Source organism: Enterobacter sp. HK-058-C-ECC (genome assembly GCF_047531125.1).
Classification (GTDB): Bacteria; Pseudomonadota; Gammaproteobacteria; order Enterobacterales; family Enterobacteriaceae; genus Enterobacter; species Enterobacter quasiroggenkampii.
This window is the reverse complement of sequence record NZ_JBLKCH010000011.1, coordinates 36,034-60,460: the sequence shown is the minus strand read 5'-3', so window position 1 is coordinate 60,460 and position 24,427 is coordinate 36,034. Positions and strand designations below refer to the sequence as shown.

The window sequence follows — 24,427 nt, the reverse complement described above, 5'->3', positions numbered from 1 at the left end:
CCAAATAACAATCTGGTAACGGTGATTAACAGCTGAAAGCAAATCCGGTAAAGCGCAGTCTTAAGCATAAGGCGCTAAGGAGACCGTAAATGGCTGATACAAAGGCAACGCTCACCCTAAATGGTGACACTGCTATTGAACTGGATGTGCTAAAAGGCACGCTCGGTCAGGATGTTATTGATATCCGTACGCTGGGTTCCAAAGGGATGTTTACCTTTGACCCTGGATTTACCTCTACCGCATCTTGCGAATCCAAAATCACCTTTATCGACGGTGACGAAGGTATCCTGCTCCATCGCGGCTTCCCTATCGATCAGTTAGCCACCGAATCCAACTACCTGGAAGTGTGCTACATCCTGCTGAACGGCGAAAAACCGACGCAGGCCCAGTTCGATGAATTTAAAACCACCGTGACCCGTCACACCATGATCCATGAGCAGATTACCCGTCTGTTCCATGCGTTCCGTCGTGACTCTCACCCAATGGCGGTGATGTGCGGGATTACCGGTGCGCTGGCAGCGTTCTACCACGACTCCCTTGACGTGAATAACCCGCGTCACCGTGAAATCGCCGCTTACCGTCTGCTGTCCAAAATGCCTACCATGGCGGCGATGTGTTACAAATACTCCATCGGTCAGCCGTTTGTGTATCCGCGCAACGACCTCTCCTACGCGGGCAACTTCCTGCGCATGATGTTCTCCACGCCGTGCGAAGAGTACGAAGTGAACCCGGTTCTGGAACGCGCGATGGACCGTATTCTGATCCTGCACGCTGACCACGAACAGAACGCCTCGACCTCCACCGTCCGTACCGCAGGCTCTTCAGGCGCGAACCCGTTCGCCTGTATCGCTGCGGGCATCGCCTCCCTGTGGGGACCGGCGCACGGCGGCGCGAACGAAGCGGCGCTGAAGATGCTGGAAGAGATCAGCACCGTTGAGCATATTCCTGAGTTCGTGCGTCGCGCGAAAGACAAGAATGACTCCTTCCGCCTGATGGGCTTCGGTCACCGTGTTTACAAAAACTACGACCCACGCGCCACCGTGATGCGTGAGACCTGCCACGAAGTGCTGAAAGAGCTGGGTACCAAAGATGACCTGCTGGAAGTGGCGATGGAGCTGGAACACATCGCGCTGAACGACCCGTACTTCATCGAGAAGAAACTCTACCCGAACGTCGATTTCTACTCTGGCATTATTCTGAAAGCGATGGGCATTCCGTCTTCCATGTTCACCGTCATCTTCGCGATGGCCCGTACCGTAGGCTGGATTGCGCACTGGAACGAAATGCACAGCGAAGGCATGAAGATCGCCCGTCCTCGTCAGCTGTATACCGGCTACGAGCAGCGTGATTTTAAGTCTGACCTGAAGCGCTAAAAGTTAAGCCCGGTGGCGCTACCGCTTACCGGGCCTACAATTAAATGCGAAACGTAGGCCGGGTAAGGCGTAGCCGCCACCCGGCTTTTTTACACCTGGCACCCTGGACACCAGTAAAACGGTCTGGAAGAGATCGTAGCCTTCTCAATCACGCCGCCGCACCGCTCGCACTTTTTCCCCGCCCGATGAAACACCTTGAACCGGAACAGCGCCCCGTGGTGCTTGTTTTCATCTACGATGCCGCGCGTGTTGTACGACAGCCGCGGGATGTCCAGCAGCGCGTGGGACAGCGCCTCCAGCTGTTCATCGCTCAGCTGAGAGGCTTTATGCTGCGGCGCCAGCCCGACTTCCCAGAGGATTTCCACCCGCAGGTAGTTGCCAAGCCCGGCCAGAAACGCCTGGTCAAGAAACAGGCCGGAAAACTGCCGGTTGCGGAATGTGGGCGATAGCAGTCGGGCCTTCACATCGCTCGCCGTCAGACGCATATCCAGCACGTCCGGCCCCACTCGCTGTAGAAACGGGTGCGTGAGGAGTTGCTCCGGCGTTAACATTTCGATATCAGAGGCGCTATAGAGCAGGATCGCTTTATCGGCCGTTTGCAGCCTGACGCGCAGCACGCGGGTAGTCTGCGGCTGTTCACCCGCCTCCACTACTCGCCAGACGCCGTAAAGCTGGTTATGGCTATATAACGTCAGGTTATGGGAAAAATGCGTGAGCAGCGCTTTGCCGCGCGTTTCAATATGCGTTACCGACTGCCCCACCAGCTGTGATTCAAACGGTTTCAGTTGAGGAAAAGCAAACCAGACCTCCGTCAGGGGTTTGCCCTTTATCGCCGCCTCGAGGCTATCCGCCGCGCGGCGGATCTCCGGGCCTTCTGGCATTTTTCTGTCCTTTCATGATTAGTCTGCGCTGACAAGAATGCCCTCTTCAGAGAACGCTGCGCGCAAGCGGCGCGCGAACTGGAGCGCATGCTCGCCATCACCATGTAAACATACCGTATCAGCCTGAACGTGCGCCGATGTGCCATCCACGGCGGTCACTCGCCCGGCGCGCACCATCTCCAGCGTCTGCGCCAGCGCTTGACCTTCGTCCGTTATCAACGCTCCAGCTTGCGTACGCGGTACAAGACTGCCATCGGGTTGATAACCCCGGTCGGCAAAGACCTCCTGCCGCGTGCTTAACCCCAGACGCTCGCCGGCGCGAATAAGCTCGCTGCCTGCCAGCCCCACAAGGATCAGCTGCGGGTTGCAATCGCGTACCGCGCGGGCAATCGCCTCCGCCAGCGCCGGATCTTTTGCCGCCTGGTTATAGAGCATGCCGTGCGGCTTCACGTGGCGCAGCACGCCCTTCCCGGCGCGAACCATCGCCTCCAGCGCGCCGATCTGGTAGAGCACCTGAGCGTAGACCGTCTCAGGCGGCAGGTCCATCGCGGTGCGGCCAAAGTTTTCCCGGTCAGGGAAGCTCGGGTGGGCGCCAATCGCCACGCCATTTTTGATGGCATGACGCACGCTCTCTAGCATGGTTTGCGCATCGCCTGCGTGAAAGCCGCAGGCGATATTGACCGAGGAGACCAGCGTCATCAGCGCCGCATCGGCGCTGCCGCCCTCGCCCAGATCGGCATTCAAATCAATCTTTACCATCGAGCCTCCACGCCAGCTGTTCGAGATAGCGCTGCTGATCCTGCCGCGCCTTTAGCGCCTCCTCCAGCGAACACTGCACAAAGTGAATCGGCTGTCCGAGGGGAATTTGCGCCAGATGGTAGCGATCGGCTTCAATGATGCAGGCAATTCGCGGATAGCCGCCCGTCGTCTGCGCGTCGTTCATTAACACGATCGGTTGCCCGTTGCCCGGCACCTGAATAACCCCAGGCAGTAAACCGTGGGAAAGCAGTTCCCTGTCGGTCGTCCGGATCAGCGGCTGCCCCTGCAGGCGGTAGCCCATACGGTTACTCTGCGGACTGAGCTTCCACGGCGAGCGCCAGAAGGACTCTTTGGAGGCCTCGTCGAACTCATGATATTCCGGCCCCGGTAAGGCGCGGATCTGGTTTCCCCAGAGAAGTTGTTTCACCCCCTGCGCCGTCGAGAAGTGACGCGAGGAGGGCTTAATCGCCAGGCGATCGCCATCGCGCAACAAACGTCCTTCGTGACCGCCAATTCCTGCTTTCTGATCGGTACTGGATGAGCCCAGCACCTCAGGCACATCAATGCCGCCAGCCACCGCGAGATAGCTACGCACGCCGTGCAAAGGACGCTTTAAGGTCAGACGCTGTCCGGCTTTCGCCCGCAGACGCCAGCCGGTCCACACCGCTTTGCCGTCCAGCGTGGCATCACAGCCGGCGCCGGTGAGTGCGAACCAGGTCTCCTGACCAAACTCAATGACACACTGGCCGAGCGTAATTTCGAGTGCCGCCGTGCTGCCGGGGTTGCCCACCAGCACGTTAGCGATTTCCAGCGCAGGACGGTCCAGCGCGCCACAATAGCTCACGCCCGACTGGCGCATGCCAAAGCGGCCGGCATCCTGTACGGAGGTATAAAGCCCGGCGCGAATAAGCGTTAACATACCCCCTCCTTCTGCGGGATAAAGCGAAGGGTATCGCCCGGGCGCAGGAGTATTGGCGACGCCAGCCCGGGGTCAAATAACGGGGTGGCGGTATGCCCAATAAGCTGCCAACCACCGGGCGAAGTCAGCGGATATACGCCGGTCTGCTCGCCACCAATCGCGACCGTCCCCGCCGGTACGCTCAGGCGCGGTTCAGCGCGGCGCGGCGTATGCAGCCTGGGAGATAATCCCCCGAGATACGGGAATCCGGGCTGGAATCCCAGGAACCAGACGACGTAATCCACCGAACTGTGCAGCTCAACAACCTGCTTTTCGGTGAGTCCGCAATGGTTTGCGACCACACCAAGATCCGGTCCCCCCGTACCGCCATAAACGACCGGGATCTCAATGGCACGCGATTCCGGCTCCAGCGCCTCGCTCTCTTCCCACCAGCGCTGTAAACGTTCAATGGCATCCAGCGCCAGCGTATGCGGACTACGCAGCACCACCGTGATGTTATTCATCCCCGGAATGGCTTCAACCACGTCCGGCAGTTCGACCAGACGCTGGGTTAGCCGCCAGATACGCTTTTGCGTGGCAAGGGTTACCGGCGGCTCGAGCTCCAGAACCACTGCCGTTTCTCCCAGAAGATAACAACGCGCTCGCTGCACTCAGGCACCTCTCATCAGGCCGGATTAGGGATATCAATAAAGGTTACATCCAGATCGGTATTTTCAGTCAGCCACTCGCTGAGGGCACGAATACCGCCGCGCTCGGTGGCATGATGCCCGGCCGCGTAGAAATGCAGCCCCTGTTCACGTGCCGAATGGATGGTCTGCTCGGAAACCTCGCCGGTGATAAAGGCATCGACACCGAAGCGCGCGGCGCTGTCGATAAAGCCCTGCCCGCCTCCGGTGCACCAGGCAACACGCTTCACCGTATCCGGACCGGTATCGCCGCTCCACAGCGGACGACGCCCCAGGCGCGCTTCAATCCACGAGGCCAGCTCCAGTCCGGGAACCGGCATCGCCAGCTCGCCCCACGGCACCAGCGGCTCGATTTCGCCCATTACGGTAATCCCCAATAGTCGGGCAAGCTGAACGTTGTTGCCAAGCTCCGGGTGCGCGTCCAGCGGCAGGTGGTAACCGTACAGGTTGATGTCATTTGCCAGCAACGTTTTCAGGCGGTTGCGCTTCATGCCGCGAATAATCGGTGATTCGTTTTTCCAGAAGTAACCGTGATGGACAATCACCGCATCGGCTTCCTGACGGACAGCCTCGTCCAGCAGCGCCTGGCTTGCCGTGACGCCGGTGATAATTTTCTGCACCGTTTCGCGCCCTTCTACCTGCAGGCCATTTGGACCGTAGTCGCTAAAGGAGGCGGTATTGAGTTTTTCGTTAATCAGGCGTTCCAGTTCGCTGTTTTTCATCATCACTCTCTTATGCTTTGCGGGCCGCTTCGTACGCAGCCAGCGTGGCGACACGCGCCTGTTTATGGTCGACGATCGGACGGGGAAAATTCAGTTTTACACGCTGTTTATCCGCCCATGCCCACGGTTCGTGGATCGCTTTAGCCGGTATCTCTTTTAGTTCAGGGAGCCAGCGGCGGATAAACTCGCCGTTCTCATCAAATTTTTGTCCCTGAGTGGTTGGATTAAAAATCCGGAAATAGGGAGCCGCATCGGTGCCCGTAGAGGCCGCCCACTGCCAGCCGCCGTTATTCGCGGCGAGATCGCCGTCGATCAGCTGAGAAATAAAATAGCGCTCTCCGATACGCCAGTCGATAAGCAGATCCTTCACCAGAAAGCTCGCGGTAATCATTCGCAGGCGGTTGTGCATCCACCCCGTCTCATTGAGCTGACGCATCGCGGCATCAACAATCGGATAGCCCGTCTCCCCTTTTTTCCAGGCCTGTAAAAGTGCCTCATCATGCTGCCATTTTACGTTGTCGGTCCAGGGAATGAACGGACGATGCTTACAGAGATCGGGATGATACGTCATCAGATGGCGGTAGAACTCACGCCAGATAAGCTCGTTCAGCCAGACAGAACCGGTGCCTCCATCCAGCGCCTGCGGCTGCTCGGCCAGAAGACGGTGTAAACACTGGCGAGGAGAGATCGCGCCCAGCGCCAGACAGGCCGACAGGCGGCTGGTGCCCTCGATGGCCGGAAAATCCCGCCGCGCGTCGTAGTTGGCCGCGTCCTGTTTGCAGAACTGGCGGAGCTGCGCGATGGCCGCTTTTTCATCGGCGGGGAACAGCGTTTTGTCAAACGGCTCCTGAGGGTAGTCAAACGTCAGTTCAGACAGGTCCTTCAGGGGTTCGCCCCTCGCGGCAGGCGCGGCAACGCACTCCGGCAGCGACTCTTTCAGACGCTTGATAAAGGCATTTTTAAACGGAGTAAAAACTTTATACATCTCACGGTTGCCGGTCATCACGCTGCCCGGCGCCAGCATCACGCTGTCATCAAATCCTTCACAGACCACATCCTCCAGCATCTTCTCCAGCTGACGGTCGCGCTGCTGCTCGTTGAATTCGTACTGATAGTTGTAAAAAAGATGCGTGACGTTGTGCTGCTTACAGGTCTCCTGCACCGTCTGCAGCTGTGCGGCAAAATCACTTACCTCTTTATAAATCAGCGGTATGCCTTTTCCGGCAAGCGAATGCTGCAGATCGGTCAGATACGCACGCAGCAAGGCCGCCTGGCGTGGCGCCATATCATGCTGCCGCCACTGCTCGGGCGTAGCCACAAACAGAGCCAGTACGTTAGCGTCTTTGGCGCGGCAGGCCGCCGCCAGGGCGATGTTGTCATGTACGCGCAGGTCCGCGCGAAACCAAACCAGATGGGTGGGCATAAAACTCCAGGCAAATATCCATTATGTCCGTAAGGGCATGCCGTAAAAGGAAAAAGCATGCATTGAACTACTTTGCCATGAAGTGTAGACGGGATGAAATAAAAAAGGCCGCCCGAGGCGGCCTTAACGCTACTTGTCCTGCGCTATCGTGGTAAATGCAACAAACCCGATCGGTTCATCACTTTTGACAACGAGTACGCTGGCGACAATGAACGCGATGCAAAAATAGCGTTTCATTATGCGGTCCCTGCTGCTAACCGCTCCACCGTTCACCACCGGTGATAAGTCGGTGGACACAAGCTCTGACGAGAGCCTGACTTACGGTTGTGGTCACGCCTTTCCCGGGACCGGTGCCCATGTGCGAGATGGCGGAAAGGGACGCTGCATAGTAGTTGGCCCTGGCGTAAAACGTAATCCACCGAAAAGGTTTTTAAGAATATATTTAGGGAGTTGCAGTTTGATTACTTAAGGACCCGAGATATTCTTTTAAGCCTCTGACGAGGGCTTGAAAACCACCCAACGGACCGCGAATCCGGAGGGACAAAAAAACCGCCACATTGCTGTTGGCGGTTTTTTTATTGCTGTGTGTAATCTTAATAGAAGTCGCAGGTCGCTTTCTCGGCCTGATCCATCCATACCGGCTTCTCGCTGGTTTTCGCCCAGACGCGGTGCAGATAGCTATAAAAACGTGCACGATCTTTCCAGAACAGCATCACCGGCAGAGCCAGCACGCCAGCCACTACGGCGAAAGCGCGGCGCATGAACACGATATGAGCCGGAAACTCTTTATAAAGATCCATATTTTTCTCCCCTATAGTTGGCCGGAAACGTCATCCGGAAAATTCAAAATCTGTGACCTGGCTAAAATAATATCGCTTTGTTTGTAATTTTACTACTCATCCGACCACTTATTTTCGCCCGTTTAGCAAAAATTTACACTCACGCCGTAATTAAGTTACAAAAAAGTTAACGATTTACTTATCAATAGTTAAATTGTGGGCTTTGCCATTTTTATACTTTTTTTACACCCACCCTTCTCATTTTTGCGAAATCTTTGCGCCATAAATCCTACCGTTAGCACAACAACAAAAGTCACCCGGAGGTGGATTGTGAGTGCAGGTCTTATTGCCGGCATCGTGCTGGTGTTCCTGTTATTGGGTTATCTGGTTTATGCCCTGATTAATGCGGAGGCATTCTGATGGCTGCTCAGGCGTTTTTGCTTATTGCCAGTTTCCTAGTGGTGTTGTTCGTCCTGGCAAGGCCACTGGGCTCGGGGCTGGCACGGCTGATCAATAACGTTCCCCTGCCCGGCACGGGAAGCGTTGAAAAAGGGATCTGGCGCGTACTGGGTGTAGACGATCGGGAGATGAACTGGCGTGACTATCTGATCGCCATTCTGCTGCTGAACATTGTCGGACTCATTGCGCTTTTCGCCATGCTGATGTTTCAGGGTATCCTGCCGCTGAATCCGCAACAATTACCGGGCCTGTCCTGGCATCTTGCGCTGAACACGGCAGTCAGTTTTGTCACCAACACCAACTGGCAGTCCTATTCCGGTGAAACCACGCTCAGCTACTTCAGCCAGATGGTCGGATTAACCGTGCAGAACTTCCTCTCTGCCGCCAGCGGTATTGCGGTGATCTTCGCGCTGACGCGTGCGTTTGCACGTCAGAAAGTGAGTACGTTAGGTAACGCATGGGTAGACCTGACGCGCATTACGCTGTGGATCCTGCTGCCGATTGCGCTGCTGATCGCGCTGTTCTTCATTCAGCAAGGCAGCCTGCAAAACCTGCTGCCTTACGCACCTTATACCTCGCTGGAAGGCGCAAAACAGCTCCTGCCGATGGGGCCAGTGGCGTCGCAGGAAGCCATCAAAATGCTCGGGACGAACGGTGGGGGCTTCTTCAACGCCAACTCCTCGCACCCGTTTGAAAACCCTACCGCCCTGACCAATTTTGTGCAGATGCTGGCGATTTTCCTGATCCCCGCCGCGCTCTGCTTTGCCTTTGGCGACGTGGTTAACGATCGCCGTCAGGGGCGTACCCTGCTCTGGACCATGTCGCTTATCTTTGTGGTCTGTGTTGCACTGGTGATGTGGGCCGAATGGCAGGGTAATCCGCACTTCCTCTCACTCGGGGCCGATAGTGCAATCAATATGGAAGGTAAAGAGAGCCGCTTTGGCATTCTCGCCAGCAGCCTGTATGCGGTGGTCACCACGGCAGCGTCGTGCGGGGCCGTCAATGCCATGCATGATTCCTTTACGGCGCTGGGCGGCATGATCCCGATGTGGCTGATGCAGATTGGCGAGGTGGTGTTTGGCGGCGTGGGCTCCGGTCTTTACGGTATGCTGCTGTTCGTGCTGCTGGCGGTGTTTATTGCCGGTCTGATGATTGGCCGCACCCCGGAATATCTGGGTAAAAAAATCGACGTCCGCGAGATGAAATTAACCGCGCTGGCAATCCTGGTCACCCCGGCTCTCGTGCTGCTCGGCACCGCGCTGGCGCTGATGACCGAGGCCGGACGCAGCGGCATCTTTAACCCCGGCATTCACGGTTTTAGTGAAGTGCTGTATGCCGTCTCCTCTGCCGCCAACAACAACGGCAGCGCCTTTGCAGGCTTAAGCGCCAACTCTCCGTTCTGGAACTGTCTGCTGGCGTTCTGCATGTTCGTGGGCCGCTTCGGGATCATTGTGCCGGTTATGGCGATAGCCGGATCGCTGGTGAACAAAAAAATCCAACCGACCACCACCGGGACATTACCGACCCACGGCGCGCTGTTTATCGGCCTGCTAACGGGCACCGTGTTGCTGGTCGGCGCCCTGACCTTTATCCCCGCCCTCGCGTTAGGCCCGGTCGCGGAATACCTCTCTTTACGCTGATTTTGCGGAGAAATTGTCATGAGTCGTAAACAACTGGCCCTGTTCGAACCGTCATTAGTTCGCCAGGCGCTCATGGATGCGGTGAAAAAGCTGAGCCCGCGCGTGCAGTGGCACAACCCGGTGATGTTTATCGTCTGGGCGGGAAGCGTCCTGACCACCGCCCTGGCGATTGCCATGGGAACGGGCCATATGCCGGGAAATGCGATGTTTACCGGCGCCATCAGCCTGTGGCTGTGGTTTACCGTGCTGTTCGCCAACTTTGCGGAAGCGCTGGCGGAAGGCCGGAGCAAAGCCCAGGCCAACAGCCTGAAAGGGGTGAAAAAAACCGCCTTCGCGCGCAAGTTACGTGAGCCGAAATACGGTGCCCAGATGGACCACGTTCCGGCGGATGAACTGCGTAAAGGCGATGTGGTGCTGGTGGAAGCCGGTGACATCATCCCTTGCGACGGCGAAGTCATTGAAGGGGGCGCATCGGTGGATGAAAGCGCCATCACCGGTGAATCCGCGCCGGTGATCCGTGAGTCCGGCGGCGATTTCGCCTCCGTGACGGGCGGGACGCGCATTCTCTCCGACTGGCTGGTGATCCAGTGCAGCGTTAACCCGGGTGAAACCTTCCTCGACCGGATGATCGCCATGGTGGAAGGCGCACAGCGCCGGAAAACGCCAAATGAGATTGCCCTGACCATCCTGCTGGTGGCCCTGACCATTGTCTTCCTGCTGGCAACCGCCACGCTGTGGCCGTTCTCCGCCTATGGCGGTACCGCAGTCACCGTCACGGTGCTGGTGGCGCTGCTGGTTTGTCTGATCCCTACCACCATCGGCGGCCTGCTGTCGGCCATCGGCGTGGCTGGCATGAGCCGTATGCTCGGTGCCAACGTCATCGCCACCAGCGGGCGTGCCGTAGAAGCCGCCGGTGACGTGGATGTCTTGCTGCTGGATAAAACCGGCACCATTACCCTCGGTAACCGCCAGGCGTCGGATTTCTTACCCGCCCCGGGCGTGGATGAAAAAACGCTGGCGGATGCCGCCCAGCTCTCATCCCTTGCCGATGAAACCCCGGAAGGCCGCAGTATTGTGATCCTCGCCAAGCAGCGCTTTAACCTGCGCCAGCGCGACGTTCAGAGCCTGCACGCCACGTTCGTGCCCTTCACGGCACAAACCCGCATGAGCGGCATCAACATTCAGGATCGCATGATCCGTAAAGGCTCGGTTGACGCGATTCGCCGCCACATTGAGGCCAACAACGGTCACTTCCCGCCGGAAGTGGACAGTCTGGTCGAAAGCGTGGCCCGTCAGGGGGCGACGCCGCTGGTGGTGGCCGAAGGCGCGCGCGTGCTCGGGGTGATTGCGCTGAAGGATATCGTCAAAGGCGGCATCAAGGAGCGTTTTGCCCAACTGCGTAAGATGGGGATCAAAACGGTAATGATCACCGGGGATAACCGTCTTACCGCCGCGGCGATTGCCGCCGAAGCGGGCGTGGATGATTTCCTTTCCGAAGCCACCCCGGAAGCCAAGCTGGCACTGATTCGTCAGTATCAGGCGGAAGGCCGTCTGGTGGCGATGACCGGCGACGGGACCAACGATGCCCCTGCCCTGGCACAGGCCGACGTGGCGGTGGCGATGAACTCCGGAACCCAGGCGGCAAAAGAGGCGGGCAATATGGTCGACCTCGACTCTAACCCGACCAAGCTGATTGAGGTGGTGCACATCGGCAAGCAGATGCTGATGACGCGCGGGTCGCTGACCACGTTCAGCATCGCCAACGACGTGGCGAAGTATTTCGCCATCATTCCGGCCGCGTTTGCCGCGACCTATCCGCAATTAAACGCGTTGAACGTGATGCACCTGCACTCTCCGGCCTCGGCCATTCTGAGCGCAGTCATCTTTAACGCCCTGATTATTGTCTTCCTGATCCCGCTGGCGCTGAAGGGCGTGAGCTACAAGCCGCTCACGGCGGCCGCCATGCTGCGCCGTAACCTGTGGATTTATGGCCTGGGCGGGCTGGTGGTGCCCTTCGTCGGTATCAAGGTTATCGACCTGCTGTTGACGCTGTTCGGCCTGGTTTAAAAGGTGAATCAAATGACCATGTTACGCCCCGCTATACTTCTGTTTATTCTGCTGTCTCTCATTACCGGCGGGTTGTACCCGCTGGTGACCACCGCGCTGGGCCAGTGGTGGTTTAAGGATCAGGCTAACGGCTCGCTGATACTGCAAAACGGTGAAAACCGCGGCTCTCGCCTGATTGGTCAGAACTTTACGGATGCCCGCTACTTCCAGGGACGCCCTTCCGCCACTGCTGAAAGCCCGTATAATCCGATGGCATCCGGCGGCAGCAACCTGGCGGGCAGTAACCCTGAACTGGACAAAGCCGTCGCGGAGCGCGTAGCAGCCCTGCGCGCCGCGAATCCGCAGGCCAGCCGTGACGTGCCCGTGGAGCTGGTGACCGCCTCGGCCAGCGGGCTGGACTACAGCCTGACGCCGGCAGCGGTGGCATGGCAGATCCCGCGCGTTGCCGCTGCCCGTCAGCTGACCGTCGAACAGGTGAGCCAGTTGGTGGCAGAGCACACGCAAAAGCCGCTGGTCAGCTTCATCGGCATGCCTGTGGTAAATATTGTTGAGCTGAATCTGGCGCTGGACGCGCTAAGGAAAAACTAAATGACCGACGAGCCCATGCGCCCGGATCCGGACAGGCTGCTCGAACAAACAGCTGAAGCCCATCGCGGCAAACTGAAAATTTTCTTCGGCGCCTGCGCGGGCGTCGGGAAAACCTTCGCCATGCTGACGGAAGCCCAGCGGCTTCGGGCGCAGGGGCTCGATATTCTGATCGGCGTGGTTGAAACCCACGGACGTAAAGAGACAGCATCACTGCTGAAGGGGCTGGCTACCCAGCCGCCCCGCCGCATCAGCCATCGCGGTCGGTTAGTCACTGAATTCGATCTCGATGCCGCCCTCGCCCGCCGTCCCGCGCTTATCCTGATGGACGAGCTGGCGCACAGCAATGCGCCTGGCTCACGCCATCCAAAACGCTGGCAGGATGTTGAAGAATTACTTGAAGCCGGTATTGATGTGTTCACCACGGTAAACGTTCAGCATCTCGAAAGCCTGAACGACGTGGTCAGCGGCGTGACCGGCATTCAGGTGCGCGAGACGGTGCCCGATCCCTTCTTTGATTCCGCGGACGAGGTGGTGCTGGTCGACCTGCCGCCCGATGATTTGCGCCAGCGCCTGCACGAAGGCAAAGTGTATATCGCCGGCCAGGCCGAGCGCGCCATCGAACATTTCTTCCGTAAAGGCAACCTGATAGCCCTGCGCGAGCTGGCCCTGCGCCGAACCGCCGACCGGGTGGACGATCAGATGCGTGCCTGGCGCGACCTGCAGGGCCAGGAACGCGTCTGGCACACGCGGGATGCCATCCTGCTGTGCGTGGGCCACGGCAGCGGCAACGAAAAACTTGTCCGCACCGCCGCGCGCCTGGCGGCCAAATTTGGCAGCGTCTGGCATGCGGTGTATGTCGAAACGCCGCAGTTGCACGCGCTGCCCGAAAACCAGCGTCGCGCGATCCTGAGTTCGCTGCGCCTGGCGCAGGAGCTGGGCGCGGAAACCGCCACCCTTTCCGATCCGCAGGAAGATAAAGCCATTCTGCGCTACGCGCGCGAGCACAATCTGGGGAAAATCGTCATCGGCCGTCGCCAGCATCGCCGCTGGTTTAGCCGCGAATCCTTTGCCGACAAGCTGGCCCGTCGTGCGCCGGATCTGGATCTGGTGATCGTGGCGCTGGACGACAAACCTACCCCTTTACCCAATCGCGCGCCGGACGGCCGCACCTTCAGCGATAAATGGCGCATTCAGCTCCGCGGCTGTCTTGTCGCCGTCGTGCTCTGCGCCCTGATTACCGTCATTGCCAGCCAGTGGCTGATTGCGTTTGATGCCGCCAACCTGGTGATGATCTACCTCCTTGGCGTGGTGGTGGTGGCGCTCTTTTACGGGCGCTGGCCGTCTGTACTGGCGACGGTTATCAACGTCATCAGCTTCGATCTGTTCTTTATTGCCCCCCGCGGGACGCTGGCCGTCTCGGACGTACAGTACATCCTCACCTTCGCGGTGATGCTCACCGTCGGGCTGGTGATCGGGAATCTGACGGCGGGCGTGCGCTATCAGGCGCGCATCGCCCGCTATCGCGAACAGCGCACGCGCCATCTTTATGAGATGTCGAAATCGCTGGCGGTGGGCCGCACGCCGCTGGATATCGTGCAGACCAGCGAGCAGTTTATCCGCTCGACCTTTCATGCCAGCAACCTGATTTTGCTCCCGGACGAACACGGCAAGCTACGCCCGCTCACGTCCGCCACTGGCATGACCCCCTGGGACGAGGCCATCGCGCGCTGGAGCTTTGACAAAGGCTTACCGGCGGGCGCAGGGACCGACACCCTCCCCGGCGTGCCCTATCAAATTCTGCCGCTGCGCAGTGCCGATAAAAATCAGGGGCTGGTCATCGTGGAGCCTTCCAACCTGCGCCAGTTGATGATCCCCGAACAGCAGCGACTGCTGGAGACCTTTACCCTACTGGTGGCCAGCGCGCTGGAACGACTGGCCCTCACCGCCAGCGAGGAACAGGCCCGTCTGGCGAGCGAGCGTGAAAGCATTCGTAACTCGCTGCTGGCGGCGCTGTCTCACGATCTGCGTACCCCGCTCACCGTCCTGTTTGGTCAGTCAGAAATTCTGACGCTGGACCTGGCGGCGGAAGGCTCTAAACATGCCCTTCAGGCCAGCGAGATCCGCCAGCACGTGCTGAATACCACGCGCCTGGTGAATAACCTGCTCGACATGGCGCGTATCCAGTCGGGCGGATTTAACCTCAAAAAAGAGTGGCTCACGCTGGAAGAGGTGGTGGGCAGCGCGCTGAAAATGCTCGAGCCGGGCCTGGGCGGGCGACATATTGCGCTGAACATGCCCGAGCCCCTGACCTTAATTCACGTTGATGGGCCCTTGTTCGAGCGGGTGCTAATCAACCTGCTGGAAAATGCCGCCAAATATGCGGGTGCCAGTGCTCAGATTGGGGTTGATGCGACAGTGGAAGATGGCACGCTTTGCCTTAACGTCTGGGATACCGGCCCCGGCATTCCAGCCGGGCAGGAGTTGGCTATTTTCGAGAAATTTGCACGCGGCAATAAGGAGTCGGCCATTCCGGGTGTGGGGCTGGGGCTGGCAATATGCCAGGCAATCATTGACGTCCACGGCGGATCCATTTCCGCAGAGAATCGTCCCGAAGGCGGCGCACTTTTTTGTGTTACACTTCCTCTGGAAACCCCGCCAGAACTTAATGAATTACCAGAGGATTTGTGATCAACGTTCTGATTGTTGAAGATGAGATCGCCATTAGCCGTTTTCTGCGCGCTGCGCTGGAAGGAGACGGTCTGCGCGTCCATGATGCGGGTACGCTTCAGCGGGGTTTAATTGAAGCCGCCACCCGCAAGCCGGACCTGGTGATCCTCGATCTTGGACTCCCGGACGGCGACGGCATCGATTTTATTCGTGAAGTCCGGCAGTGGAGCCAGATGCCGATCCTCGTGCTCTCCGCCCGTACGGAAGAGACGGATAAAATCGCCGCGCTGGATGCCGGGGCGGATGACTATCTGATTAAACCGTTTGGTATCGGCGAGCTACAGGCTCGCCTTCGCGTGGCGCTGCGTCGCCACAGCGCCACCACGCCTGCCGATCCAACCTACACGTTTGGGGATATCCGGGTTGACCTGGCCGCGCGGCGCATTGTGCGCGGCGAAGAGGAAATTCACCTCACGCCCATTGAATTTCGCCTGCTCGCCGTGCTGCTTAACAATCACGGCAAGGTTCTCACCCAGCGCCAGCTGCTAAGTCAGGTGTGGGGACCCAACGCCGTGGAACATAGTCACTATTTACGCATATATATGGGACACCTTCGTCAGAAACTCGAAGTCGACCCCGCTCGCCCTCGCCATTTATTAACTGAAACCGGTATCGGTTATCGGTTTATGCTCTGAATAACTATTCATTTTATTTTTAATTAAAATAAAAACCTCTCAGAAAATATATCAAAAATAATCCAGTCAGTGTTTTTTTGGATTATTTATGTCCATTTAAAACATTGATAAAACGTCCTGTTAACTCATCGGTAACAAATCAGAGTTTTGATCTGCGATATTCATCAAAAACGACTATTTATTTCTGAAATGATCGGTTAACGGTGATCTTCTTCACAGTTAATCGCCTTTTCCTGGATAAAATGACCGTGCTTTCAATTACTGAAAGGAAAATGAATCATGGAAAACAACAATCGTTTAATGCCCCATATAAGGCGGACAACACATATCATGATGTTTGCCCACCGAAACTGCTTTGACTTTCATCTCTTTAATGCCCGGTAGTCCTTCGACTTCTGGCGCACTCGCTTACAGGTTACCCTGAAACATCTTATTTTACAGGCTATTGCCTGTGAATTCGTGCGCTCATTCATTTTGATTCAGACTCATCCGCACCGGGCGGACTGAATTTCAATCATCAAAAAAGCAATGTACTGATTTTAATCAGCGGCCACCCTTTGCTTTTTTTCCGGAAAATTATCGATTTCTTTCTTGCAAGAAATCGAGGGACGCTTATTACCTAAAATAAAGAGAGAAAGATGAAAAGTTTAAAAATCGCAGCCAGCCGTGCATGTCCGGATTGCTTTACCACCCAGCGTGAACTGGTGGATGTCAGAACCTCTGATTATATCGACGTTGCCGCTATTGTGCTGGCGGTCAGTGATATTACCGACGGCATACTGGAAGAAATAGAAGCCACCGGATTTGGTATTCCTGTTTTTGTTGCGACGCATAAAGAAGAGATCATTCCGGCAGACTATTTATCGCGCATTCATGGCGTATTTGAGTATTCAGACACCAGCAACGACTTTTATGGACGCCAACTGGAAGCGGCTGCCCTGCGGTATGAAACCCAGCTGCGCCCGCCGTTTTTCCGCGCCCTGGTCGACTACGTGAAGCAGGGCAACAGCGCGTTTGACTGCCCGGGGCATCAGGGTGGCCAGTTCTTCCGCCGCCATCCAGCCGGTAACCAGTTCGTTGATTTCTTTGGCGAGACGCTTTTCCGCGCCGATCTGTGTAACGCCGACGTCGCAATGGGCGATCTGCTGATTCACGAGGGCGCGCCGTGCATTGCGCAGCAACATGCGGCGAAGGTCTTTAATGCCGATAAGACCTATTTCGTGCTGAACGGCACCTCGTCATCTAACAAAGTGGTGCTTAACGCCCTGCTCACCCCCGGCGACCTGGTACTGTTCGACCGTAATAACCACAAATCCAACCATCACGGTGCCCTCCTCCAGGCAGGCGCAACGCCGGTCTATCTGGAAACGGCGCGCAACCCGTACGGCTTTATCGGCGGCATTGACGCCCACTGTTTTGAAGAAAACTATCTACGCGAGCTGGTAGCCGAAGTTGCACCGGGCCGTGCGCGCGATGCGCGTCCGTTCCGTCTGGCGGTGATCCAGCTGGGTACCTACGATGGCACCATCTATAACGCCCGTCAGGTGGTGGATAAGATTGGGCATCTGTGTGATTACATCCTGTTTGACTCCGCCTGGGTGGGTTACGAGCAGTTTATTCCGATGATGGCCGACTGCTCTCCGCTGCTGCTGGAGCTGAACGAAAACGACCCGGGGATTTTGGTTACCCAGTCCGTGCATAAACAGCAGGCAGGCTTCTCCCAGACCTCGCAAATCCATAAGAAAGACAGCCACATCAAAGGCCAGCAGCGCTATGTCCCGCATAAGCGGCTGAATAATGCCTTTATGATGCACGCCTCCACCAGCCCGTTCTATCCGCTGTTTGCCGCACTGGACATCAACGCCCGCATGCATGAAGGCCAGAGCGGCCGCAACATGTGGATGGACTGCGTGGTGAACGGTATTGAAGCGCGTAAGCTAATCCTGGAGAACTGCCGGTATCTGCGCCCCTTCGTGCCGGAGACAGTGGATGGCCGTCCGTGGGAAAGCTGGGACACGGCGGAGATTGCGACCAATCTGCGCTTCTTCCACTTCGTACCGGGTGAAAACTGGCACGCTTTTGAAGGCTACGCTGAGCATCAGTATTTTATCGACCCGTGCAAGCTGCTGCTAACCACGCCGGGCATTAACGCCCGCACCGGCGAGTATGACGATTTCGGCGTGCCCGCCACCATCCTCGCCAACTTCCTGCGTGAAAACGGCATCGTGCCGGAGAAATGCGATCTCAACTCGATCCTGTTCCTGCTCACGCCTGCGGAAGATATGGGCAAACTGCAGCAACTGGTGGCGCAGTTGGTGCGCTTCGAAAAACTGCTTGAGAGCGATGCTCCGCTGAAAGACGTCCTGCCTTCTCTCTACAAACAACATCCGGAACGTTACGCGGATTACACCCTGCGCCAGATCTGCCAGGAGATGCATGACCTGTACGCCCGTCACAATGTGAAACAGCTGCAGAAAGAGATGTTCCGCAAGTCCCATTTCCCACGCGTGATGATAAACCCGCAGGACGCGAACTACGCCTATCTGCGCGGTGAGGTTGAACTGGTCTCCCTTCGCGACGCGGAAGGCCGAATCGCCGCGGAAGGCGCCCTGCCTTATCCGCCGGGGGTGCTGTGCGTTGTCCCGGGGGAGGTCTGGGGCGGCTCCGTGCTGCGCTACTTCACCGCGCTGGAAGAAGGCATCAACCTGCTGCCGGGCTTTGCGCCGGAGCTGCAGGGTGTGTACGTCGAGGAGTGCGAGGGCCGTAAACAGGTTCGCTGTAACGTCATCAAACAACCCGCCGCTCAGCCCGCGCTGCTGAAAGGAGAGAAATTATGAGTAAGTCCAATAAGATGGGCGTGGTGCAGCTGACCATCCTCACCATGGTGAACATGATGGGCTCCGGGATCATCATGCTGCCCACCAAGCTCGCCGAAGTAGGAACCATTTCAATCATCTCCTGGCTGGTGACCGCCGTCGGCTCGATGGCGCTGGCATGGGCATTTGCCAAGTGCGGGATGTTCAGCCGCAAGTCAGGCGGCATGGGAGGCTACGCCGAGTATGCCTTTGGCAAGTCGGGCAACTTTATGGCCAACTATACCTATGGGGTATCACTGCTGATCGCCAACGTGGCGATTGCCATCTCCGCCGTGGGCTACGGTACAGAGCTGTTTGGCGCGACGCTCAGCCCGGTACAGATTGGTTTAGCCACCATCGGCGTGCTGTGGATCTGCACCGTGGCTAATTTTGGCGGCGCGCGTATCACCGGACAGCTCAGCAGCATCACCGTCTGGGGCGTGATTATTCCGGTTGTCGGCCTGTGCATCATCGGCTGGTTCTGGTTCAGCCCGACCCTGTACGCCAACTCCTGGAACCCGCACCATGTGCCGTTCTTCAGCGCAGTCGGCTCTTCTATCGCCATGACGCTCTGGGCCTTCCTCGGTCTGGAATCCGCCTGCGCGAACGCAGAAGTCGTTGATAATCCGGAAAAGAACGTCCCGATTGCGGTCCTCGGCGGTACGCTGGGCGCGGCGGTGATCTATATCGTCTCGACGAACGTCATTGCGGGCATCGTTCCGAACATGGATCTGGCCAACTCCACGGCGCCGTTCGGGCTGGCCTTCGCGCAGATGTTCACGCCAGAAGTCGGGAAAGTGATCATGGGTCTGATGGTCATGTCGTGCTGCGGTTCACTCCTTGGGTGGCAGTTCACCATCGCACAGGTGTTTAAATCCTCGGCTGATGAAGGTTACTTCCCAAAAATCTTCTCCCGCGTCACCAAAGCGGATGCGCCGGTGCAGGGCATGCTGGCGATTGTTATTTTCCAGAGCGGATTGTCGCTGATGACCATTAGCCCGTCGCTGAACAGCCAGTTCAACGTGCTGGTCAACCTGGCGGTCGTGACGAATATCATTCCGTATATCCTGTCGATGGCGGCGCTGGTGATTATTCAGAAAGTCGCGAAGGTTGATCCACACAAGGCGCGAGCGGCCAATATCGTGGCGCTGATTGGGGCAATCTACAGCTTCTATGCACTCTATTCCTCCGGCCAGGAAGCGATGCTGTATGGCGCGATGGTGACCTTTATGGGCTGGACGCTGTACGGTCTGGTGTCACCGCGGTTTGAATTGAAGAATAAGCACAGTTAGGTAAAAGCAAAACGGCAACCCAGGGGTTGCCGTTTTTAGTGTTTTCTCCCTCTCCCTGTGGGAGAGGGCCGGGGGTGAGGGCATCAGCCCGCACCCGAACACCACTTACGCGTTTTTCAGCACTTCGCTGACAATCTCTACCGCTTCTTTCTCAATCTGCTGACGATGCTCAGCGCCGAGGAAGCTTTCGCAATAGATTTTATACGCATCTTCCGTACCGGATGGACGCGCGGCAAACCAGCCGTTTTCGGTCATCACTTTCAGCCCACCAATGGAGGCACCGTTGCCCGGTGCCGCCGTCAGACGCGCGGTGATCGGGTCACCTGCCAGGGTGCTTGCGCTGACCATCTCCGGAGAGAGTTTGGACAGGGCCGCTTTCTGAGCTGACGTCGCGCTGGCCTGAATACGGTTATAGCTTGGTGCACCAAAGCGTGCCGCCAGATCATTGTAATGTTCCTGCGGGTTCTTACCGGTGACCGCGGTGATTTCCGCCGCCAGCAGGCACATGATGATGCCGTCTTTATCGGTTGACCACGGCGTGCCGTCGAAGCGCAGGAAAGACGCCCCCGCGCTCTCTTCACCACCGAAGCCAAAGCTGCCGTCGTGCAGACCGTCAACAAACCATTTGAAGCCCACCGGCACTTCCACCAGCTTGCGGCCCAGCGCGTCCACCACGCGGTCGATCATCGCGGAGGAAACCAGCGTCTTACCGACAGCCACCTCTTTGCCCCACTGCGGACGGTGCTGGAACAGGTAGTTAATCGCGACTGCCAGATAGTGGTTCGGGTTCATCAGCCCGGCAGGGGTGACGATACCGTGGCGGTCGTAATCCGGGTCGTTAGCAAACGCCAGATCAAATTTATCACGCAGCGCCAGCAGGCCCGCCATTGCGCACTCGGAGGAGCAGTCCATGCGGATCGCGCCGTCTTTGTCCAGATGCATAAAACGGAAGGTCTGATCGACGTGATCGTTCACGATGGTCAGATCCAGCTTGTAGTGCTCGGCAATACGTTTCCAGTATTCAATACCGGAGCCGCCCAGCGGATCCACCCCCAGCTTCAGGCCGGCTTTCTGGATGGCCGCCATATCGACGATATCCGCCAGACCTTCCACGAACGGCTGAACCAGATCCTGCTCTTTTACGTGGCCGGACGCCATGGCCGCATCCAGAGAGATGCGCTTCACGCCTTTCAGACCGTCGGCCAGCAAGGCGTTCGCACGATCTTCAACCACTTTGGTGACGTTGGTGTCTGCCGGGCCACCGTTAGGCGGGTTGTATTTGATGCCGCCGTCTTCCGGCGGGTTGTGGGATGGCGTGATAACGATACCGTCAGCCAGCGCGCCACCCTTTTTGTTGTGTACCAGGATGGCGTTAGACACCGCAGGCGTTGGGGTGAAGCCGTTGTTCTCCTGAACAATCACATCAACGCCGTTCGCTGTCAGAACTTCCAGCACGGAAATAAAGGCCGGTTCAGACAGGGCATGGGTATCTTTCCCCACGTAGCACGGACCGGTAACGCCGTTTTTAGCGCGCTCTTCCGCAATGGCCTGAGCAATGGCCAGAATGTGCGGTTCGTTAAAGCTGTGGCGCGCCGCGCTGCCGCGGTGACCAGATGTACCAAACTTCACTGCGTGTTCTGCGTTGCCCACGACCGGCTTCAGCACGTAATACTGCGCGGTCAGCTGAGCGACGTTAATCAAATCGCTTTGTTGTGCAGGTTGGCCTGCACGGCTGTGATTTGCCATTACCGGGTCCTTCTGATGCAAGGGTTAAATTGTACCGCAAACCTTTTCAATCAATTCCGCCGGGAACTGCATGGACTGCATGATGTGTTCAATCATGCTGCACTTGCGGCCCGTATTGGTATTGGTGATCACCCAGTACGGGGTGCCAGGAACATGTTTAGGTTTGGTTTGATTGCCATTTTGCAGCAGCGTCTGCTCGTCGCCCGCGAAGTAGACGCGAGTACGACCGTGCAGCGACTCGGTCGCTTCAGCAAACGCTTTGTTATCGAGTGAATAAAGTGTAGACAGCACCAGCATAAAGCGGTTAACCGCCTTTTTCTGCTCCGCGTATTCATCGGAGAGCAGCAGCTCGCGCATCGCGCGCACTTTATCTTTTGCCGGCGTCACGGCAGGTTTTGCTTGTGCAACAACGCTTGGCTGAGACACGACATCTTTGGTGACTGGGGTAGCAGGCTGTGAAGCGGCGGAAATTTTAAGCATGCGCCGTAAAATGTCGGACGCGCTCTCCCCGATATGCCGCGTCTGGCTGGCAATATACTGATAGAGTTCGTCATCAACTTCGATTGTTTTCATCTTAATCCAGTGCGATATCTTATCTGAATACAAGTCATTGGGATTATAAGGTCAAATCCCAACAGCGGATAGCGTCAAACCAGGTTGGCGGCAAAAGTCAGATTAAACTGGAACCTTGCAGCCGGGCGGCAGAATGGTCAACATGATACCCTAACCTGACATACGTAAAAAAAGAACTTTGCCATGAAATTGAATACCCGAGCGCAAACTGCACAATCGCCGAACAATAATTCTCCCATCGTACTGGTTCACGGGCTTTTTGGCAGCCTGGATAACCTGGGCGTGCTGGCGCGCGATCTGGTTACCGATCACGATATCTTACAGGTCGATATGCGCAATCACGGTCTTTCCGGCCGTTCCGACGAGATGACCTACGCCGCGATGGCGCAGGATCTGCTGGATACGCTGGATGCCAACGATCTGCAAAAGGTCACCCTCATCGGGCATTCAATGGGCGGCAAAGCGGTGATGGCCCTGACGGCGCTGGCCCCGGAGCGTATTAACGGCCTGGTGGTGATTGATGTTGCGCCCGTGGATTACGACGTGCGCCGTCACGACGAGATTTTTGCCGCCATCAATGCGGTCACCGAAGCGGGTGTCGCGACCCGCCAGCAGGCCGCTACCGTCATGCATGAGCATCTTGATGACGAAGGTGTCGTGCAGTTCCTGCTGAAGTCGTTTGTTGACGGACAGTGGCGTTTTAACGTGCCGGTGCTCTGGAACCAGTACAACAATATTGTGGGCTGGCAAACCGTGCCCGCCTGGCCGCACCCTACCCTCTTTATTCGCGGCGGTAACTCCCCTTACGTTACCGACGCGTACCGCGACGCCATACTGGCGCAATTCCCGCAGGCTCGCGCCCACGTCATTGCCGGAGCCGGGCACTGGGTGCATGCGGAAAAACCTGACGCCGTACTGCGCGCCATTCGCCGCTATCTTGCTGATACTGCAAATTGATTAAAAAGAGAGCGACTGGAAGGCTGCGGGCTTCCAGTCGTTGGCGCGCCGTTTTTGGTGATGTATGATGGCGCGCTTATCGCCCGGGCATTAGCAGGGCGGCGTGTTTCCCCCGAAGTCTCAGAATCATGGCCAAAGAACAAACGGACCGTACGACACTAGATCTGTTCGCGAATGAGCGTCGCCCGGGACGACCGAAGACGAATCCGCTTTCGCGCGATGAACAGCTGCGTATCAATAAACGCAATCAGCTTAAACGCGATAAAAATCGTGGGCTTAAGCGTGTCGAACTGAAGCTCAACGCTGACGCGGTCGATGCACTTAACGAGCTGGCCGAGGCGCGAAATATCAGCCGCAGCGAGCTCATTGAAGAGATGCTGATCGCCCAGCTTGAGACATTGCGCGGCCAGGCATAAGTCTGAAAATTCCCTTAATTACCCTTTTCATGTAGCACAGAGTGCAGTCCTGCGCGATAGCTGTTTCCGCAGGGTTGCCAGTTCTGCTATTATTGCCCTTATCCGTGGCCGAATTGCGCCACCATACTATTAAGTTTCAAGAGGTTATTTTACTCATGGCAATCATCGGCATTTTCTTTGGCAGTGATACCGGCAATACCGAAAATATCGCGAAAAACATTCAAAAACAGCTCGGTAAAGACGTTGCTGATGTGCATGACATCGCCAAGAGCAGCAAAGAAGATCTCGAAGGCTATGACATTCTGCTGCTGGGTATTCCGACCTGGTACTACGGTGAAGCCCAGTGTGACTGGGATGATTTCTTCCCGACGCTGGAAGAAGTGGACTTCAACGGTAAGCTGGTCGCCCTGTTTGGCTGCGGCGATCAGGAAGACTACGCCGAGTACTTCTGTGACGCGCTGGGTACCATCCGCGACATCATTGAGCCGAATGGCGCAGTGATCGTCGGCCACTGGCCGACCGCCGGTTACCACTTCGAAGCGTCTAAAGGCCTGGCCGATGACGATCACTTCGTGGGCCTGGCCATCGACGAAGACCGTCAGCCAGAACTGACCGCAGAGCGCGTTGAGAAATGGGTTAAGCAGATCCGTGAAGAACTGCACCTGGACGATATTCTTAACGCCTGATTTTTCTCGCGGCGCAACGGCGGTTGCGCCCGTGCACCAGGTCAAACCGATTAAATTAATTGCTACAATCTTTTAACTTTTTCGCCCAGACCTGTACAATGTCTCCCTGATAAATGTGGTTTTCCATCGAGCAAGTTTGTTGGTGATACCCCATTTTTATAAGCATATTTTGCCTGAGACTTGCAGTTTTCATTTAGCCATGGCAGTTCTATAATGAGACGCATTATCCCAGGTGCATTTTCTG

Annotated in this window: 22 protein-coding genes; 13 read left to right on the top strand and 9 right to left on the bottom strand. The window is 57.0% G+C overall.

Annotated features, from left to right (window positions below; all coding sequences use genetic code 11):
- Window positions 1-89 precede the first annotated feature (89 nt).
- Window positions 90-1,373, top strand: coding sequence for a citrate synthase (locus tag ACMWJS_RS18740; protein ID WP_045909567.1), 1,284 nt, complete (start codon window positions 90-92; stop codon window positions 1,371-1,373).
- An 89-nt stretch (window positions 1,374-1,462) separates the two neighbouring features.
- On the opposite strand, the gene nei is transcribed toward ACMWJS_RS18740, so the two are convergent.
- The 7 genes from nei to ACMWJS_RS18705 form a co-directional block, all read right to left on the bottom strand.
- Window positions 1,463-2,254, bottom strand: coding sequence for an endonuclease VIII (gene nei, locus ACMWJS_RS18735; RefSeq protein ID WP_414747407.1), 792 nt, complete (start codon window positions 2,252-2,254; stop codon window positions 1,463-1,465).
- 18 nt (window positions 2,255-2,272) lie between these two features.
- Window positions 2,273-3,013, bottom strand: coding sequence for a 5-oxoprolinase subunit PxpA (pxpA, locus tag ACMWJS_RS18730; protein ID WP_414747406.1), 741 nt, complete (start codon window positions 3,011-3,013; stop codon window positions 2,273-2,275).
- Window positions 3,000-3,932, bottom strand: coding sequence for a 5-oxoprolinase subunit PxpC (gene pxpC / locus ACMWJS_RS18725; protein ID WP_048026969.1), 933 nt, complete (start codon window positions 3,930-3,932; stop codon window positions 3,000-3,002). Before pxpC ends, pxpA begins: the two co-directional genes overlap by 14 nt.
- Window positions 3,926-4,582 carry a 5-oxoprolinase subunit PxpB gene (gene pxpB, locus ACMWJS_RS18720; RefSeq protein WP_414747405.1) on the bottom strand — a complete coding sequence of 219 codons (657 nt, stop codon included), beginning with the start codon at window positions 4,580-4,582 and terminating at the stop codon, window positions 3,926-3,928. The genes pxpC and pxpB overlap by 7 nt, the downstream gene beginning before the upstream one ends.
- 14 nt (window positions 4,583-4,596) lie before the next feature.
- Window positions 4,597-5,340 carry a type 2 GTP cyclohydrolase I gene (locus tag ACMWJS_RS18715; protein WP_045909572.1) on the bottom strand — a complete coding sequence of 248 codons (744 nt, stop codon included), beginning with the start codon at window positions 5,338-5,340 and terminating at the stop codon, window positions 4,597-4,599.
- 10 nt (window positions 5,341-5,350) lie between these two features.
- Window positions 5,351-6,763, bottom strand: coding sequence for a deoxyribodipyrimidine photo-lyase (gene phrB / locus ACMWJS_RS18710; protein ID WP_414747404.1), 1,413 nt, complete (start codon window positions 6,761-6,763; stop codon window positions 5,351-5,353).
- Between the two features lie 593 nt (window positions 6,764-7,356).
- Window positions 7,357-7,563, bottom strand: a complete 207-nt coding sequence (locus ACMWJS_RS18705) for a YbfA family protein (protein ID WP_008501079.1) — start codon at window positions 7,561-7,563, stop codon at window positions 7,357-7,359.
- Window positions 7,564-7,872: 309 nt separating this feature from the next.
- Between ACMWJS_RS18705 and kdpF the strand changes: the two genes are divergently transcribed.
- The 9 genes from kdpF (at window position 7,873) to potE (ending at window position 19,805) form a co-directional block, all read left to right on the top strand.
- Window positions 7,873-7,962 carry a K(+)-transporting ATPase subunit F gene (kdpF, locus tag ACMWJS_RS18700; protein WP_014069365.1) on the top strand — a complete coding sequence of 30 codons (90 nt, stop codon included), beginning with the start codon at window positions 7,873-7,875 and terminating at the stop codon, window positions 7,960-7,962.
- Window positions 7,962-9,641: a potassium-transporting ATPase subunit KdpA gene (kdpA, locus tag ACMWJS_RS18695; RefSeq protein WP_414747403.1), complete on the top strand. Its 1,680-nt coding sequence runs from the start codon at window positions 7,962-7,964 to the stop codon at window positions 9,639-9,641. Before kdpF ends, kdpA begins: the two co-directional genes overlap by 1 nt.
- An 18-nt stretch (window positions 9,642-9,659) precedes the next feature.
- Window positions 9,660-11,708, top strand: a complete 2,049-nt coding sequence (gene kdpB, locus ACMWJS_RS18690; RefSeq protein WP_008501077.1) for a potassium-transporting ATPase subunit KdpB — start codon at window positions 9,660-9,662, stop codon at window positions 11,706-11,708.
- A 12-nt stretch (window positions 11,709-11,720) separates the two neighbouring features.
- Window positions 11,721-12,296: a potassium-transporting ATPase subunit KdpC gene (kdpC, locus tag ACMWJS_RS18685; protein ID WP_021241023.1), complete on the top strand. Its 576-nt coding sequence runs from the start codon at window positions 11,721-11,723 to the stop codon at window positions 12,294-12,296.
- Window positions 12,297-14,984 (top strand): two-component system sensor histidine kinase KdpD, encoded by a 2,688-nt coding sequence (gene kdpD / locus ACMWJS_RS18680; protein ID WP_414747402.1) that lies wholly within the window; start codon window positions 12,297-12,299, stop codon window positions 14,982-14,984.
- Window positions 14,981-15,658 carry a two-component system response regulator KdpE gene (kdpE, locus tag ACMWJS_RS18675; RefSeq protein WP_008501074.1) on the top strand — a complete coding sequence of 226 codons (678 nt, stop codon included), beginning with the start codon at window positions 14,981-14,983 and terminating at the stop codon, window positions 15,656-15,658. Before kdpD ends, kdpE begins: the two co-directional genes overlap by 4 nt.
- A gap of 279 nt (window positions 15,659-15,937) precedes the next feature.
- The gene (speFL, locus tag ACMWJS_RS18670) at window positions 15,938-16,042 is read left to right on the top strand and encodes a leader peptide SpeFL (RefSeq protein ID WP_003858645.1); all 105 of its coding nucleotides are present in this window, start codon (window positions 15,938-15,940) and stop codon (window positions 16,040-16,042) included.
- A gap of 254 nt (window positions 16,043-16,296) precedes the next feature.
- A complete protein-coding gene (gene speF / locus ACMWJS_RS18665) occupies window positions 16,297-18,495 on the top strand; it encodes an ornithine decarboxylase SpeF (protein WP_414747401.1) in 2,199 nt (732 codons plus the stop codon).
- Window positions 18,492-19,805, top strand: a complete 1,314-nt coding sequence (gene potE, locus ACMWJS_RS18660; RefSeq protein ID WP_414747400.1) for a putrescine-ornithine antiporter — start codon at window positions 18,492-18,494, stop codon at window positions 19,803-19,805. The genes speF and potE overlap by 4 nt, the downstream gene beginning before the upstream one ends.
- Window positions 19,806-19,910: 105 nt before the next feature.
- On the opposite strand, the gene pgm is transcribed toward potE, so the two are convergent.
- Both pgm and seqA read right to left on the bottom strand, forming a co-directional pair.
- Window positions 19,911-21,551 carry a phosphoglucomutase (alpha-D-glucose-1,6-bisphosphate-dependent) gene (gene pgm, locus ACMWJS_RS18655; protein ID WP_048026964.1) on the bottom strand — a complete coding sequence of 547 codons (1,641 nt, stop codon included), beginning with the start codon at window positions 21,549-21,551 and terminating at the stop codon, window positions 19,911-19,913.
- Window positions 21,552-21,575: 24 nt separating this feature from the next.
- On the bottom strand, window positions 21,576-22,124 hold the full coding sequence (gene seqA, locus ACMWJS_RS18650; RefSeq protein WP_008501070.1) for a replication initiation negative regulator SeqA: 549 nt from the start codon (window positions 22,122-22,124) through the stop codon (window positions 21,576-21,578).
- A 183-nt stretch (window positions 22,125-22,307) separates the two neighbouring features.
- On the opposite strand from seqA, the gene ybfF reads away from it, so the two are divergent.
- The 3 genes from ybfF to fldA all read left to right on the top strand — a co-directional run bounded on the left by ybfF (window position 22,308) and on the right by fldA (window position 24,183).
- The gene (ybfF, locus tag ACMWJS_RS18645) at window positions 22,308-23,081 is read left to right on the top strand and encodes an esterase (RefSeq protein ID WP_414747399.1); all 774 of its coding nucleotides are present in this window, start codon (window positions 22,308-22,310) and stop codon (window positions 23,079-23,081) included.
- Window positions 23,082-23,209: 128 nt separating this feature from the next.
- The gene (gene ybfE, locus ACMWJS_RS18640) at window positions 23,210-23,497 is read left to right on the top strand and encodes a LexA regulated protein (RefSeq protein WP_023310772.1); all 288 of its coding nucleotides are present in this window, start codon (window positions 23,210-23,212) and stop codon (window positions 23,495-23,497) included.
- Window positions 23,498-23,652: 155 nt separating this feature from the next.
- Window positions 23,653-24,183, top strand: a complete 531-nt coding sequence (gene fldA / locus ACMWJS_RS18635; RefSeq protein WP_008501067.1) for a flavodoxin FldA — start codon at window positions 23,653-23,655, stop codon at window positions 24,181-24,183.
- Window positions 24,184-24,427 lie beyond the last annotated feature (244 nt).